The 15,274-nt window shown below is 72.1% G+C and carries 12 protein-coding genes; 8 read left to right on the top strand and 4 right to left on the bottom strand.

All coding sequences use genetic code 11. The features are described 5' to 3' along the window. The first annotated feature begins 9 nt into the window (after positions 1–9). The 6 genes from AB0P03_RS04005 (at position 10) to AB0P03_RS03980 (ending at position 8,400) form a co-directional block, all read left to right on the top strand. Positions 10–1,830 carry a non-ribosomal peptide synthetase gene (locus AB0P03_RS04005; protein WP_363627752.1) on the top strand — a complete coding sequence of 607 codons (1,821 nt, stop codon included), beginning with the start codon at positions 10–12 and terminating at the stop codon, positions 1,828–1,830. Beyond that, positions 1,827–3,029 (top strand): argininosuccinate synthase-related protein, encoded by a 1,203-nt coding sequence (locus AB0P03_RS04000; protein ID WP_363627751.1) that lies wholly within the window; start codon positions 1,827–1,829, stop codon positions 3,027–3,029. The genes AB0P03_RS04005 and AB0P03_RS04000 overlap by 4 nt, the downstream gene beginning before the upstream one ends. Position 3,030: 1 nt before the next feature. Then, positions 3,031–4,347 (top strand): ATP-grasp domain-containing protein, encoded by a 1,317-nt coding sequence (locus AB0P03_RS03995; protein WP_363627750.1) that lies wholly within the window; start codon positions 3,031–3,033, stop codon positions 4,345–4,347. A gap of 108 nt (positions 4,348–4,455) precedes the next feature. Then, entirely contained in the window at positions 4,456–6,993 is a 2,538-nt protein-coding gene (locus AB0P03_RS03990; protein WP_363627749.1) for a penicillin acylase family protein, read from the top strand. 5 nt (positions 6,994–6,998) lie between these two features. Further along, positions 6,999–7,385: a hypothetical protein gene (locus AB0P03_RS03985; protein WP_331744782.1), complete on the top strand. Its 387-nt coding sequence runs from the start codon at positions 6,999–7,001 to the stop codon at positions 7,383–7,385. A 283-nt stretch (positions 7,386–7,668) separates the two neighbouring features. After that, positions 7,669–8,400: an SMI1/KNR4 family protein gene (locus tag AB0P03_RS03980; protein WP_363627748.1), complete on the top strand. Its 732-nt coding sequence runs from the start codon at positions 7,669–7,671 to the stop codon at positions 8,398–8,400. Positions 8,401–8,908: 508 nt separating this feature from the next. Here AB0P03_RS03980 and AB0P03_RS03975 read toward each other — a convergent pair. The 3 genes from AB0P03_RS03975 to AB0P03_RS03965 form a co-directional block, all read right to left on the bottom strand. After that, positions 8,909–9,547, bottom strand: a complete 639-nt coding sequence (locus tag AB0P03_RS03975) for a flavin reductase family protein (protein WP_363627747.1) — start codon at positions 9,545–9,547, stop codon at positions 8,909–8,911. A 161-nt stretch (positions 9,548–9,708) separates the two neighbouring features. Next, positions 9,709–10,629: a hypothetical protein gene (locus AB0P03_RS03970; protein ID WP_363627746.1), complete on the bottom strand. Its 921-nt coding sequence runs from the start codon at positions 10,627–10,629 to the stop codon at positions 9,709–9,711. Positions 10,630–10,703: 74 nt separating this feature from the next. After that, positions 10,704–11,132 (bottom strand): hypothetical protein, encoded by a 429-nt coding sequence (locus AB0P03_RS03965; RefSeq protein WP_363627745.1) that lies wholly within the window; start codon positions 11,130–11,132, stop codon positions 10,704–10,706. A 350-nt stretch (positions 11,133–11,482) separates the two neighbouring features. On the opposite strand from AB0P03_RS03965, the gene AB0P03_RS03960 reads away from it, so the two are divergent. Then, entirely contained in the window at positions 11,483–13,375 is a 1,893-nt protein-coding gene (locus AB0P03_RS03960; RefSeq protein ID WP_363627744.1) for an RICIN domain-containing protein, read from the top strand. A gap of 207 nt (positions 13,376–13,582) precedes the next feature. Here AB0P03_RS03960 and AB0P03_RS03955 read toward each other — a convergent pair whose 3' ends face one another. After that, a complete protein-coding gene (locus AB0P03_RS03955; RefSeq protein WP_363627743.1) occupies positions 13,583–14,482 on the bottom strand; it encodes an alpha/beta fold hydrolase in 900 nt (299 codons plus the stop codon). An 82-nt stretch (positions 14,483–14,564) separates the two neighbouring features. Here AB0P03_RS03955 and AB0P03_RS03950 point away from each other — a divergent pair, with 82 nt between their 5' ends. Further along, a complete protein-coding gene (locus tag AB0P03_RS03950) occupies positions 14,565–15,266 on the top strand; it encodes a TetR/AcrR family transcriptional regulator (protein ID WP_363627742.1) in 702 nt (233 codons plus the stop codon). Positions 15,267–15,274 lie beyond the last annotated feature (8 nt).

The raw sequence follows: 15,274 nt of genomic DNA, 5'->3' as shown, positions 1-15,274 counted from the left end.
ACAACCTCCATGGCTAGCTCTACGGCCACGATTCTCGACGACGGCGAACGACGGCTCGACACCCTGCTGCTCTCCCGCTGGGAGGCCGACCCGGCGCAGCCCGCCGTGGTCGACGGCGACCGGGTCCTGCTCGCGGGCGAGCTCAGGGACCGCACCGTGCGGGTCGCCTCGCTGCTGTGCGAGCGGGGGGTACGCCCGGGCGAGCGGGTCGCGGTCTACCTGGAGCGCTCGGCCGACTTCGTGGTCGCCGTGGCCGGGGTGATCCTGGCCGGCGCCGCCCAGGTCGCCTTCGACGTCAACGACCCGGTCGCCCGCACCCTCGACATGCTGGCCGACTGCACGCCCCGGCTGCTGATCACCACCCCCGAACTGCGCTCCCGCTTCCCCGAGTTGCCGGGCACCGAGGTCGTCACCGTCGACGAGTGCGCGACGGCCCGCCCGGCCGGCCCGTTCGAGCCGGCGGCCGACCTCGCCGAGCAGCCCGCGGTCGTCATCTACACCTCCGGCTCCACCGGCCGGCCGAAGGCCTCGCTGATCCCGCACCGCGCGGTGACCACCCGCCTGCGGGCGCTCCAGCGCAGCCACGGACTCGGCCCGGACGACCGGATGCTGCACCACACCGCGTGCAGCTTCGACATGTTCCTGATCGAGGTGTACTGGCCGCTGATCACCGGCACCACCATCGTCATCGCCGCCCCCGGCCGCCAGCGCGACGCCGACTACCTCGCCGAGACCATCCGCGCGGCCGACATCACCATCTTCTACTGCGTGGTCTCGCTGCTGGAGCTGTTCCTGCTGGCCCGCGGGCCCGAGGAGCGCTTCGACGGCCTGCGGCGCGTCCTCACCGGCGGCGAGCCGCTCGCGCCCGAGCTGGTCCGCCGCTTCCACGCCCAGTCCACCGCGCCGCTCACCAACCTCTACGGGCCGAGCGAGTGCACCATCTACTGCACCGCCTGGGTGCCCCCGCGCGACCTCGGCCTGGACGCCGTCTACATCGGCCCGGCCATCGAGGACACCACCCTGTGGATCCTCGACGAGGACGGCAAGCCCGTACCGGACGGCGAGCCCGGCGAGCTCTACATCGGCGGCGAGGGCCTCGCCCTCGGCTACCTCAACCGGCCCGAGCTCACCGCGGAGCGCTTCGTCCCGGACCACCTCGGCGACGGCCCCGGCCCGCTCTACCGCTCGGGCGACCTGGTCCGCACCCACCCGGTGGGCGGCCTGGAGTTCCTGGGCCGGGTCGACCTCCAGGTGAAGATCCGCGGCTACCGGATCGAACTGGGCGAGATCGAGTCCGCCGCCCTGCGGGTGCCCGAGGTCCGGCAGGCGGCCGTGGTGGCCCACGGCCGCGGCAGCGACGCCCGGCTGGTCGGCTTCCTGGTGCTCGCACCCGGCGCCGAGCCCGCGAGCGTCACCGCCGCCGTGCGCGAGACGCTGCGCGGCGCCCTGCCCTCGTACATGGTCCCGGCGTCGCTGGCCACCGTCGACTCGATGCCGCTGACCGCCAACGGCAAGCTGGACCGCGCCCTGCTGACCGAGCGGGCCGGGGCCGTCCTGCCCGCCGTCACCGACGAACCGCAAGCACCGCCCGGCGACGGCGTGGCCGCCACCGTCACCACGGTCTGGTGCGAGGTCCTCGGACTGCCCGCCATCGGCCCGGACGACGACTTCTTCGAGATCGGCGGGGACTCCTTCAAGGTGGTCCGCGCCACCCGCAAGCTGGAGGCGCTGCTCGGCGTCGAGGTCCCGATGCACCTGATGTACGACGAGCCCACGGTGACGGCCTTCACCGCCGCCCTGGCCGAGCAGGGACCGGAGGGATCGCGGTGACTGCCCAGGTCGTCCGTTCCTTCGGCGAGCTCGACGCGATCGCCCGCGATCCGTCGGCCCCCGTCGTCACCCTGTTCAGCGGCGGGCTGGACAGCAGCTACCTGCTGCACCGCCTGGCCCGGGCCGGCGCCCGCAACGTCCACGCCGTCAGCGTCGACCTCGGCGAGGACGAGAGCAGCGAGCACAAGCAGCGGATCGCCGACCGGCTCGGCATCCGGCTGCACCTGGTCGACGGCCGGCAGGAGTTCGCCGAGGACTACGTCCGCCCGGCCATCGCCGCGCACGCCGTCTACCTCGACACCCACCCGGTCAGCTCCTCGCTCAGCCGCCCGCTGATCGCCAAGGTCGCCGTCGACACCGCCCGCGAACTCGGCGCCACCACCGTGCTGCACACCGCCAACCGCTCCCAGAACACCCTGCGCCGGCTCAACGGCGCCCTCGAACTGCTCGGCTTCGCCGGACGCTACGGCAGCCCGTACGACCTGGACCCGGTGGACCGGGACCAGAAGATGCGCGAGCTCAAGGAAGCCGGCCTGGAGCAGCTGAGCGAGCGGCTGGTCAGCGGCGACTCCAACCTGTGGTGCCGGGAGTTCGAGTCCGGGATCCTCGACGACCCCGAGGACCACGCCGTGCCCGAGCGGCTCTACCAGTGGAGCGCGCTGCGCCCCGCCGAGGCCCCGGAGGCCGTCGAGGTCGCCTTCGAGGCCGGCCGTCCGGTCGCGGTGGACGGCCGCCGGCTGCCGCTGACCGAGCTGATCGACACCCTCAACCACCTGGTCGGCGCGCACGGCCTCGGCCGGTACAGCGGGCTCGAACACCTGGGCCACGGGCCGAAGGTGCTGGAGATCCGCGAGATGCCCGCCGCCTGGCTGCTGCTGCGCTCGCGCCGCCACCTGGAGACGGCCACCCTCTCCGCCGAGCTGCTGCGGGAGAAGCTGAACCAGGAGCAGCTGTGGGTCCGCGAGGCGCTGGAGGGCCGCTGGTTCGGCGAACTGCGCCGCGCCAGCCAGGCGTTCATCGAGGTCTGCTCGGCGCACGTCACCGGCTCGGTGCGGTGGCGGCTCTCGGCGGGCTCGGCCGAGACCCGGGCCGTCGTCGCCGACCGGCCGCTCTACCTGCGCGACCGGGAGGCCTGGGAGCACCGGTCCGTCGCCGCCGAGCGCGCGGCGTTCAGCCCGAACCAGCCGCGGGAGCGCTGACATGGGCGGCTCGAACCCGACGGACCACCCGGCGCCCCCGGAGTCCCCTTCGCCCCCTTCGTCCCCGACGCCCCCGGTGCTGCTGGTCGTCTACGGCCGGGGCTCGGCGACCGCGCGCGGGGTCCTGACCGCCGGGCGGCGGCTGTGCACGGCGGTCTTCTTCGGCGACCTCGGCGACCCGAAGGTGGCCGCCGACCTGGCCCAGCTGCCGAAGTCGGTCACCGTGGTGGACACGTCCGGCCTGACCGAGGAGCAACTGTGCGACCGGGCCGCCGAGTTCGGCGCCTCCGGAGTGATCACCTTCAGTGACCACCTGCTCCGGACGGCGTCCGCCGTGGCCGCGCGGTGCGGCGTGCCGTTCCACGACCGCGCCACCGTCGAGGTCCTGGTCGACAAATTCCACCAGCGCGAGGCCCTGGCGGCGGCGGGCGTACAGGCCACCGCCTGCCGGACGGTCCACTCCGCCGCCGACCTCGGCCCGGCCCTCGCCGCGACCGGGCTGCCCGCCGTCCTCAAGCCCCGCTCGGGCGCCGGCAGCGTGGACACCTGCCTGGTCCGCACCGCCGCCGAACTGGCCGACCGGTACGCCGAGTTCACCGAGGGCGTGGCGAGCCCGGCGGTGTTCGTGCTGGAGGAGTACCTGGTGAGCGACCCCACCGTGGTGGGGGAGTTCTGGGGCGACTACGTCTCGGTCGAGTCCGCGATCCGCGACGGCGAGATCCGCACCGTCGCGGTCACCGGCAAGCTGCCACTGGCCCCCCCGTTCCGGGAGACCGGCTACTTCACCCCGGCCCTGCTCCCCGCCGGCCTGGCCGACGAGGTCGTGGCCCTGGAGCAGCGCGCGCTGCGGGCGCTCGGCATCCGCGAGGGCGTCACCCACACCGAGATCAAGTTCACCCCCGACGGGCCGCGGCTGATCGAGGTCAACGGCCGCCTGGGCGGGCACGTCTCGGACGTCCTCAAGCGCTCCGCCGGGACGGACCTGCTCGCCCTCGCCCTCCGGCTGGCACTCGGCGCGTTCGACCCGCCCGAGCCGGTGCTCGCCCTGGGCGCGGGCTGCCCGAAGGTGGCGTTCCAGTACTTCATCTCCCCGCCCGCCGACGGCCTCGCCCCCGGCCCCGGCGAGGTGCTCGACGGCCTCCACCACCTCCCCGGGGTGGACCTGGTGGACGCCACGATCGACCCGTCCTGGCGGGCCGACTGGCGGGCCGGCACCGAGTGGCTGATCGGCACGGTCTACGGCTCGGTCCCCGGGCACCCCGAGCTCCGGGCCACCGTCGAGGGCATCCACCGCACGATGGCCGACTTCTGGTCCTGACGGCTCCCTGAGCCCCCCTGCCTCGACCCCAGCCCCCTTCACCCCGCCCAACCTCGCACCCCTGGAGTCAACTTGCCGCGGCGCATACGCACAGCCACCCACGCGGCGGTGGCAGCCGTAGTCTCCGGCCTGGTCCTCGCGCTGCTCGCGCTGGGCATCGGGCCCGTCCCGGCCCTCGGAACCGCCCTCGTCCCCGGGGCCGGTGCGTGGGACTCCGCCGCCGGCGCCGAACTCCCGCACACCGAGACCCTCACCCTGGCGGGCCTGAACGCGCCGGTGACGGTCGCCTTCGACGACAACGGCGTCCCCACCGTCAAGGCCGCTTCCGACACCGACCTGTTCCAGGCCCAGGGCTACCTGCACGCCCGCTTCCGGCTCGCCCAGCTCGACCTGGAGCGGCGCGCCGGACGCGGACGCCTGGCGGAACTCAACGGGCCCGGGAGCGTCGAGTCCGACCGCTTCGAACTCCAGATGGGACTCCTGCGCACCGCCGAGGCCACCTGGGCCGCCACCGCGCCCGACAGCCCGGCGGGCCGCGCCCTCACCAGCTACACCCGGGGAGTCAACGCCTGGATCTCCGAGCTGCGCCACAACGGGCAGTGGCCGGCCATCTTCTCCCTCACCGGCGTCTACCCGGCCGACTGGACGCCGGTCGACAGCCTGGTCATCCAGGAACTCCTCACCCAGAGCATGGACTTCACCAGCACCCCGCTGGACTACGCGATCTTCCGGGAGTCCCTCGGCGAGGAGCGCACCATGGACTGGTTCCCGGTCCACGCGCCCAACGACCAACGGCCGTACGACGTCGGACCGTACCGCGACCTCGGCATCGCGCCGCTGCCCCCGAACGTCAACACCGCCGGGCCCGACGGCCAAGCCGCCGCCAACCGGTCGGAGCCGCGCCCCGCGCCCGTCGCCCCCACCGGGAAGCCCGACCCCGCCGGGGAGGCGACCGCGGCCCACACCCTGCTGGACACCATCCGCGCGCTCCCGGCCACCCAGGTCCACACCTTCCCGGACAGCAACGCCTGGGCGGCGAACGGCCCGGCCGTGGCGGGCGGCAACGCGATGCTCGCCGGCGACCCGCACCTGCCGATGACCCTGCCCTCGTACTGGTACCAGATCGCGCTGTCCTCGCCGGAGACCGACGTCACCGGCGCCAGCATGGCCGGCATGCCCGGCGTGCTGATCGGCCGCAACGCCAACATCTCCTGGTCCCTGACCGACGGGCAGAACCAGTCGACGGTCTTCTACAGCGAGCAGACCAGCCCCGACCACCCCGGCCAGTACTTCTGGAACAACGCGTGGCACCCGATGCAGCGGGTGGAGTACACCATCCCGGTCCGGGGCGGCGACACCGAACACCTCGCCGTGGACCTCACCGTGCACGGGCCGGTCCTGACCCGGGCCGGGCAGACCACCTCGGTCAGCTGGATGGGCAACATCCCCTCCCCCGACCTGGCCGTCCTGCTCTCCGTCAACAAGGCCCGCGACTACCAGGAGTTCCGCACCGCGCTCGCCGACTGGCACGCCCCCACGCTCAACTTCGCCTACGCCGACGGCGGCGGCAACATCGGCGTGGTCGCCGCCGGGTACTTCCCCCTGACCAAGGGCGGCAACCCCTGGTTCCCGCTGCCCGGCACCGGCGAGTACGACGTGGTCGGCGCCATCCCCTTCGACGCCACCCCGCAGGTCTACAACCCGCCGAACCACGTGGTCGCGACCGCCAACCAGCGCCCCGTCTCCGCCGACTACCCGTACTACATCGGCACCACGCTCAACGCCTTCGACAACGGCTACCGGGCCAACCGGATCTACCAGTACCTGGAGAGCCACCAGGCGATGACCAGCGCGGACTTCACCACCCTGCAGAACGACGTCACGGACTACCTCGCCACCGTCATCCTGCCCCACCTGAAGACCGCCCTGGCCGACCAGAAGCTCGACCCCCGCCAACAGGCCGCCCTCGACGTCCTGAACCGCTGGGACCACACCATGAAACCCGGCGTCGCCGGCGGCCCGATCTGGTGGACCTTCTGGAACGACTACCTGGAGACCACCTTCCAGCCCTGGTGGGACCACGCCAAGGTGCCGGTCGAGCGCGACCGCCTGTACCTCAAGGTCTCCAGCGCCCTGCCCAGCCTCGACGAGAACCTCGAAGCCTGGACCCTGCACGACCCGACCAACCCGGCCTTCACCTCCCCCGGCGGCCCGACCCGCACCGCGACGGACGCCATGCGCACAGCATTCGCCCAGGCCGTCTCCGAACTGTCCCAGGACCTCGGCAACGACCCCGCCACCTGGACCTGGGACCGCGTCCACACCCGGCAGATCCCCTCCCTCACCGGCGCCGAAGCCCTCGGCTACGGCCCCAAGCCCGCCGAGGGCGACCGCTGGACCGTCAACGCGGCCGACGGCGGCATGAACTCCACCTTCGGCCCGAGCTGGCGCATGGTCGTCGACTGGAAGGGCCCGGACACCGCCACCGCGCAGGCCGTCTACCCCGGCGGCCAGAGCGAGAACCCGGCCTCACCCTGGTACCGGAACTTCATCCCGTACTGGTGGGAGGGCCGGAACCCGCCACTCCTGATGGCCGCCGACCAACCCGCCTCCACCAAGGTGTGGACCCTGCGACCGGGAGCCTGACCACCATGACGACCCCCCACCTCCGCACCCTCCTCCCCACCCTCCTCGCCACCGTGGTCATAGCCCTCGGCTCCCTCTACTCCCTCTGGTACCTCCCCTTCCTCTGCGGCCTCGCCCTCGGCACCACCACGGCCCTGCGCGGCCAACGAGCCCGCACCGCCGTCCTCACCGCCACCACAGCCGCCCTCGCCGGCTGGGCTGCCCCCCTCCTGTGGCGCGCCGCCACCGGCGAAGCCGTGGCCGGCACCGCGCGCACCCTCGCCGCCCTCGCCGGCCTCCCGGCCCTCGCCTCCCTGATGATCACCGCAACCCTCCTGATCAGCCTCCTCCAAGCCCTCCTGGGCGTCTGGCTGGCCCGCACCACCACCGCCACCCTCCGCCCCACCCCCTGACCCCATCCATCCACCCACCCACCCAACGCAAACGATGGCCCGGCCCGCTCAGCGGCCCGGGCCATCGTCGTTCCGTGGTCTCGGTTTCGGTTTGCCGACCAAGTCGACGGCCTCGGCCGACGTATCCACGGGACTCCGGGCCCACATCCGCCCAGACGGAGCTGAGGTCGAACCCCCCGTCCCAGGTGTTCAGCAGTGCCTCGAATCACCGCCTGAATCAGATCCTCAGCAGCACCCCCGGCCACCAGGGCCTTGAAACACCAAGGTCATATCCTGGCCGATCATGCAGAGCATTGACTGGGACGACGTCCGGGGGCGGGTACGCGCGGTGCGCGAGGAGCAGGGGTGGAGCGGGCCGGGGGCTGAGCTGGCTGCGCCGCTGACCGAAGTCCAGGTGGTGGAGGCGGAGCGGCAGTTCGGGATCACGTTTCCGGCGGACTACCGGGAGTTCCTGCTGCGGGTGAGTGCGGGTGGACGGTGGCCCAGGGAGTTGCGGCGGGGACCCGACGGATGGCACTGGGCAGAGGACACGGACACCCAACTGGAGCGGCTGCACGTGCCGTTCCCCGATCACGACACCGCGCTGGCGGCGAGTGACGAGGTGTGGGAGAAGTTCGTACGGGAAGAGGACTACGCCGACCCTGCCGACTTCGAAGCCGCCCGGGACGCTCGGAACGAGGCCGTGGAGGCGGCGGAGCGGGACCGGGTCACGGGCGGTGTGTTTCTGGCGGGCCATGGCCACAACTTCAGCACCCTGCTCATCGTCAGCGGTCCGGATCGCGGCAGTATGTGGTTCGACGGGCGGCCGACCTGCGATCGTCTCAACCCGCTGCTGACGGATGCGGGACGACCGGCCGGCTTCGGCGAGTGGTACATCGACTGGCTGGAGCACGAGGAGGGTCTGACGACCCCGGAGCTGGAGAAAGCCGCTCGCGACCAGTGGCACCGCGGTGTCGGCACGCCCATCTGGCTCCGCTGGTTCGACGACTGGGAGGACAACCGCCGCGGTCGGTAGCCCACCAGTCACGAAGGCGCCGGTCATCGCCAGGGCCCTGGCAGGGGCCACGGCAGTGTGATCGGCAGGGAACGGTCACCAGGCGGCAGTGATGTGAGCAGACTGGAGTGATGAACTCCGGGACAGGGCTTGGCAGCGGCGCTTGGGGCTTTCGCAGCACGGGAAGTCGGACCGGCCGACTTCCCGTGCTGAGAGCGGGATCCGTAAGGCGCTCCCTTAAAATCCCACGGTGAAGATCTGGACGGAGCGCCCTGCCAAAGCCGACGTCGAAGCGGTCGTCTGTCGCTACTTCAGTCTGTTCCGAACCGGCCGGATCCCCGAGGGGCCACGAGGGCACCGGCTTCTACATCGAGATCACCTACCGCGCGCGGATCATCGAGGTGTCATTGAGCTTCTGGGTGAAGCCCACCAACGCCGGTTGGGTCCTCGCGGGACCGGCCACCCTCTGGTAGGAGGACGAACGAAACGCAGCACGATCCGGACGCCGACGCAATCTCCAGATGCCCGCTCAGACGGTCGTCGACTGGAGCTGGTGCGGCATGTTCCAGCCCTCGGCGAGCCTCGACGGGTGAACGTTGGCTCCCCCGCCGAAGAACTCGCAGAACTTCATGATCAGCGGATCCCAGTCGAGCGGATCCACGTAGTGCGTCCCGGGGATGACGAGGCTCTCCTCGACATGGGCGCGAAGGACCTCGACCTCGAAGGCGGTGGCGTGCGGCTCGGGACCGCCGAAGGGGTGGGCCGAGACGACCTTGCACTCCAGCTGGACCGGGCATTCCGCGACCCTGGGGGGCCGGACCAGGTCCGACGCCTGCTCGGTCAACTGCGCGACCGAGAACTTCTCCGGCTCGTACCGGTAGCCCTGCTTCACCTTGTAGTCCGCCACGACCGGCTTCCCGGTGGTGAGCGCGATCCGGTCGACGGCATCGACCATCGCCGACGAGGGCAGGTTGAGCACGCACTCGCCTTCCCGCAGCAGGTTCGCGGTGGTCTGGCCGTTGTTGCCGAGACCGAGCATGCAGGATTGGCCCAGCCACCACACCGAGGACATCGGCGCGAGGTTCGCCGTGCCGTCCTCGTTGAGTGAGCTGATCAGCACCACCGGAGTTCCGAAGTACAGGACCTTGAGCCCGGGGACGACGTGCATGCGCTGTGCCTTTCGCGAAGTGCCGGACGAACAGGTCCGCGATCAGGAACACGAACCGTCGCCGACTCTCTCGTGGGCGAGACACCTGCGCTGGAGGAAATGCGACACCGCGTTTCGGCCGAGTGCGGTCGAAGACGGCAGCGACAACGGCAGCGACGACGCTACGGTCCGGGTTCGGGGCGGCCGAGGACGGCGTCCGCTTCGCTGAGCATGCGCCGCCGTTCGGCCAGAACGCCGTCGAACGCGGTGGCGTTCTGCTGGATCAGGGTGCGCTGGACGGCCGTCTCGGCCTCGTTCCAGATCCGGACGAGCCCGGTCTCCTGTTTGCAGACGACGTCCGCGAGGGCGGTCGTCCGTTCCTCGCCGGTGGCTCGTTCGGACGGCCAGGTGCCGGTCTGGAGCGGCGTCGCGTAGTCGTACCCCGCCCGTTTCATGCACCGGGACCACGCGGTGACGACGGCCACGACCTCCGGCGTCTTCGCCGACTGCTCGAAGGACTCCTGGTTGACCGACCGGACCACGTAGGCGTCTCCCGGGTAGCCGGTAGTGCCGGTGATCCGCCGCGCGGCGGACTCCTGGCAGCCCTGCGGGCCGGTGAGCGCCTTCATCTGTGCCGGGGAGAGCGGTGCCTGCGTCGGGGCCGGGTGGTCGGGCAGGTGGTAGCCGACGGTGCGGGCGCCGGTGGCGCTGGTCAGACCGTAGCGCCGTTCGTACCGGCCCAGCAGGGGTGCCTGGACGCCGGCCGGGGCGGGCGGTTGGAGGCCGGCGCTTCGCAGGCAGTCGGCGACCAATCGGTCCAGGGCGGTGTGCAACCGGGCCTCGTCGGCGGGCGGGAGGAAGTACGGGTCCAGCGGCAGGGAGATGACGGCGGGGCCGTCGGTGGCGGCCCCAGGTGTGACCTCAGGTGTGACCTCAGGTGTGACCCCGGGTACGGCCTCCGACGTGACGGCGGCGGCGGAGGGCGGCGTGCCGGTGGCGCCCCCTCCGCTCGTGGAAGTGGAGCAGGAGGCGAGCAACAGGCAGCAGGTGACGACAGCTACGAGCGGGGCCGCGAGCGGGGCGGCGAGCCGTGGTGCGTTCATGGTGACGTGGCCTCGAATCTCTGCGCCGCCGGGCCGTCCGACCAGTCGGACGGCCCGGCGGGGTGCTGCTGCGGTCAGCCGTTGACGAGGAACGAGGCGTCCTCGTTCTTCGTCCTCACCAGGTTGCCGTTGCCGCAGGCCACGATGAGGTCCGAGGGCCCGGACCAGTTCTGGTTGTAGAACACCTGGACGTTGCCGACGCAGCGGCCCGGGTACTGGTAGGTCGCGGAGGCCGCGTTGTTCTTCACCGCGGTGCCCTGTCCGGGGCCGGGCGTCAGGAACGCGCCGGCGTTCGCGAGGTTGTCGAAGCCCTTGAACCCGGTACTCAGGTCCCAACCGGCCACCGAGCCGCTCTGGTTGGCGTTGTACCAGAGACAGAAGGCCCTGGCGCCGAGGCAGTTCGGGTTGTTCGGCGCGGCCTGCGCGGCGGGCGACACGGCCAGCGTCGCGGTGGCCACCGTCCCCGCGAGCAGCAGGGTGGTGAGGATGCGTCGAGTCTTCATGGTCTTCCTCCTGGAGTCCGAACGCCCCGAGGCGGGGCGGATCCCGGTTCGGGTGCGTTTCGGTGCGACGGGTACGGGGGGCCGGTCCATCGGTGCCGCCACGTCCCCCGTTCGTGGCGGTGGTGCCGTCGGCCCTCGGCTCCGTCTTCGGGTTCCCGGTCCGGAACGCCGCCGTGGGGGGCCGCGTCACGGGACCTTGAAGTGTCCGAAGATCCGATGGAGACTCCACCGTGCGGGCTAATTTGATTGTCCATCAACAAAAAACCGACACGGCCCAGGTGAGCGGCGGACAATCCCGCTTCGGCCGCCGGACAGGACCGGACAAAGGGTCGGACAGGACAGGAGGCACGGTGGGTAGTGCTGGACGACCGCAGGGACAGCTCAAGGGAGAGACGGAACAGGCGAACGCCCTGGCCCGGTTCGTACGGGAGGTGACGGGCGGGGCCACGGTCCGCGAGCTCGCTCAGCGGTACCCGGCCAGCAAGACCAGTTGGAGCGAGTACCGCTCCGCGGAGAAGGACATTCCGTGGCACCTGCTCGAACGGCTGGTCCACGACTGCGCGGTGGACCCGCAGGCCCGAACGGTGTTGCTCGTCCGCGCCCGCGCCCTGCACGAGCAGGCCGGCCGGGCGGCGGCCGGGACAGCCCCCTCGCACGCGGAAGGGCGGTCGGCCGCGCGGCAGGCCCTGGAACGGGCCCGGCAGGCGCAGCGCCAGGCCGAGGCGGGCGTGGCCCAGGCCGAGGACCTGATCCGCGTGCTGGTGGCGATCGTGGCCGAACTGCGGGGCGAGCTGAGCGCCGGCACCGAGGACGGGGCGGGTCCCGGTGGACGGGTCTCGGACGGCGGGTACGCGGCGCAGTCGCGGCGGTCCCGGCTGCGGGAGGCGACGCGTTGCCTGGCCGAGGTGCGGCGCATCAGGGAGGACGCGTGCCAGGTGCAGCGGACGGCGGGCTGGGAGGAGGACACCGTCGGGCTCCTGGTCGACCAGGAGCGGACGCGGGCCCAGGAAGACGGTGGTCAGCAGCCGGGTGCGGAGCTGGTGGTGGACGGCGGGGTCCAGGCGCACCTGCCGGTGCTGCGGCGCTTGGAGGCCGACCTCGTGGAGGTGCGGGAAGCACTGGCCGACCAGTGCCGGGAGGTGAGCCGGATGGTCCGGCCCACCGCGGCCGGGTCCGGGATTGTCCGCGGCGAACTGGTCCGGGCCCCGGACAACCCGCCGACCAGCCCGCTCGCGCTCGGCCCCCCGCCCAACGGCCCCGCGGTCATCAGCCCCACGGTCATCGGGCCGCCGCTCGTGGGGCCGCTGCGGGGAGGGCCCGCCGATGCGCGGCGGCATCGCACGGCCCGGACCGGTGCGGCCATGGGGGCGACCGCGGTGCTCCTGGCCGGGGCGCTGGTGTTGGCCGGGGTGCTGGTGGGCATACGGCTCGGCACGGCGCCCGCCCCCGTCGACGCGCTCACCCGGGCGGCCGGCGCGGGCGCAGGCCCCTCGGCGCCGGCGGGGGACAGCCCCTCGCCGTCGGCACCCAGCACGCCGCCGACCGCCTCGCCGTCCATCTCACCGACCGCCTCACCGGCCGATCCTCGGACCGCCGGACCGGGGAGCGCGCCGCTGGTACCGGCACCGGCCGGTACGCCGACCCCCACCGCAGGGTCCAGCACCCCACCGGAATCCGTCGTCCCCTCCCCTTCGGACGGGAACCGCGCGCCCATGAAGTCCTCGCCGTCGCCCAGCTCCATATCGCCGCCGACGGCGGAACCCTGGACGCCCGACCGGCTCGGCGGAACCCCCATGGTCCCGCCGACGGGGTCCGTCTCCATCAAGAACGGCAACAGCCTGCAGTGCGTGGCCACATCCGGCGGCACCCGGGAGGAAGGCCAGGAAGCCCAGCAGTTCCCCTGCGGGGACTACCCCGACCACTTCTGGGAGAGCCAGAAGACCTTCACGGACGCCGAAGGCAACACCTACTACCGGCTCGTCAGCTACAACAGTGCCCTGTGCCTCACGGTCCAGGACTCCAGCACCGAGGCCGACGCCCGGGTGATCCAGTCCGCGTGCAAGAACGACCCCGGGCAGTCCTGGAGAATCGAGAAGTGGCCGAAAGGCATCCGCTTCGTCAACGGCAACAGCCACCAGTGTCTCGCCGTCTCCTACGGCAGCACCGCCCCGCGCGCCCCACTGATGCAGTACCCCTGCGGAAACTACCCGGACCACTACTGGAGCTACGGCCCACGCCGGTAGCGGAGCGGTCCCCCCGGCCCGCACGGCCGGGTGGCAGACCGCCCGGGCGACCCGTCTCCCCCTGGCCACGGTGGCAGGTCGGCGAGCACCCTGTTCAGGCCCGTGCGGCAAGCAGAAGGGCCGCCCCTCCGAGGGCAGCCCTTCTGCGGATTCTGCGGCTTCTGCGGATTCGGCGTCAGCCGCCAACCCGGCGGTGGAGGCCGCCCGTCAGCTCCGGGTCCCCTGCCGGGAGGAGGTGATGAACTGCAGCAGGTGTTCGTTGACCAGCTCGGGGCGTTCCAGGTTGAGGCCGTGACCGGCTCGTTGCACGATCTCGGCCTGGACTCCCGGGATCAGCGCGGTGACCCGCTGGAGGACGTGACGCGGGCGGAGCAGAGCGCTGCGCCTGCCCAGCAGGACGAGGGTGGGCAGGCGGATGGAACTCAGTTCCTCGTCGGTGAACGGCCTGGCGGCGGGGCGGGTGTTCGGCTTGTAGCTGCGCATGCCGAGCATCAGGGGGGCGATCATCTCGGGCGGCGAGCTGAGTGCGGGGTTGGCGAGCAGGCGCCCGAGCGCGGGGCGCAGCGGCCGCGGGGCGAGCATGCCGAACAGGCCGCCGATCATGTGGGCGTAGAACCGGGCGGGGACCTTCTCGATGCCGCCGGGGTCCATCGGCGCGATCGAGGCGAGGCGTTCGGGTGCGTGGATGGCCTGGTTGAGGGTCAGCCAGCCGCCGTAGGAGAGGCCGACCAGGTGGATGCGGTCGAGTCCGAGGCCGGCGAAGACCTCGCCGAGCCAGGCCGCGTTCTCCTCGGAGCCGGCCGCGACGGCGCGTTGGACGCTGCGGCCGGGGTCGTCGAGCGTGTCGATCGCGTAGACCGGGTGGTGTTCGCCCAGGGCGGCGATCTGCGGGTACCAGTTGGACGGGTGTCCGGCGTGGCCGTGCAGCAGCACGATCGGTTCGCCGGTTTCGGGTCCGTAGTGGTGGACGTGGACGGTGCCGTAGCTGGTTTCGACATCGAGTTCCCGGCGGGGGGCCGGCCACAGCTCCATCGCGCGGTCGTAGGCCTCAAGGAACTTCGTTCGGGCTTTCTCGCTGACGAAGTGTCCGACGCTGGTCCTGGTCATGGTCCCTCCCGGTGCTCGGAATGCACGAAACAGCAGCACTTGATGGTATGTTTGTACCATAAAAACGTCTGGAGGGAACCCGATGCCGAAGCTGGTGGATCACGAGGAGCGACGGGCCCACATCATCGACGCCCTGCTGCGCACGGCGGCGGACACCGGGCTGCACGCCGTCACCATGCGGTCCGTCGCGATCGAGGCGGGTGTCTCGGTGCGGCTCGTGCAGTACTACTTCGACACCAAGGAGCAGCTGCTGCTCGCGGCGCTCACCCGCCTGGCCGCACGGATGGGCGAGCGGGTCCAGGGACGGGTCCAGGGACGGGTCCAGGGACGGATCCAGGGACGGGTCGAGGGACGGGTCGAGGAACGGGTCGAGGAACGGGTCGAGGAACGGGTCCGCGACCGCGCCGGGGCGGCCGGGCCCTCGGCGTCGCCGCGCGACATCGTCGAGGCGGTGCTGCTGGAGTCCGTGCCGACGGACGAGGAGAGCCGGACCTTCCACCTCGTCTACACCGAGTACGCGGTGCTCTCCATCACCGACCCCGCGCTCGCCGGGCAGTCGTTCCTCGCGGCGCCCAACGAGATGGAGGACTTCCTGGTCGGCCAGCTGACCGCCGCCCGGCAGGCCGGGGACACCGATCCGCGCACGGACGCCCGCCAGGAGGCCGTCGTCCTCCTGGCGGTCTCCGCCGGCCTGGGCCTGAGCGTCCTCCTCGGCCAGCGGACGGCGGACGACGCGGTGGCGGTCCTGCACTACCACCTCGGCCGGCTCTTCCCCGGCCCGTAAACCCTCGA

This window comes from Kitasatospora sp. NPDC088779 (genome assembly GCF_040685395.1).
Taxonomy (GTDB): domain Bacteria; phylum Actinomycetota; class Actinomycetes; order Streptomycetales; family Streptomycetaceae; genus Kitasatospora.
The sequence above is the reverse complement of the archived record's forward strand: the minus strand, read 5'-3'. Positions and strand labels throughout refer to the sequence as shown.

Coding starts and splice junctions, on each gene's coding strand:
- AB0P03_RS03980 (WP_363627748.1), top strand. CDS start 7,669: ATGCAGAGCATTGACTGGGACGACGTCCGGGGGCGGGTACGCGCGGTG.
- AB0P03_RS03995 (WP_363627750.1), top strand. CDS start 3,031: ATGGGCGGCTCGAACCCGACGGACCACCCGGCGCCCCCGGAGTCCCCT.
- AB0P03_RS03950 (WP_363627742.1), top strand. CDS start 14,565: ATGCCGAAGCTGGTGGATCACGAGGAGCGACGGGCCCACATCATCGAC.
- AB0P03_RS03985 (WP_331744782.1), top strand. CDS start 6,999: ATGACGACCCCCCACCTCCGCACCCTCCTCCCCACCCTCCTCGCCACC.
- AB0P03_RS03970 (WP_363627746.1), bottom strand. CDS start 10,629: ATGAACGCACCACGGCTCGCCGCCCCGCTCGCGGCCCCGCTCGTAGCT.
- AB0P03_RS04005 (WP_363627752.1), top strand. CDS start 10: ATGGCTAGCTCTACGGCCACGATTCTCGACGACGGCGAACGACGGCTC.
- AB0P03_RS03955 (WP_363627743.1), bottom strand. CDS start 14,482: ATGACCAGGACCAGCGTCGGACACTTCGTCAGCGAGAAAGCCCGAACG.
- AB0P03_RS03975 (WP_363627747.1), bottom strand. CDS start 9,547: ATGCACGTCGTCCCCGGGCTCAAGGTCCTGTACTTCGGAACTCCGGTG.
- AB0P03_RS03965 (WP_363627745.1), bottom strand. CDS start 11,132: ATGAAGACTCGACGCATCCTCACCACCCTGCTGCTCGCGGGGACGGTG.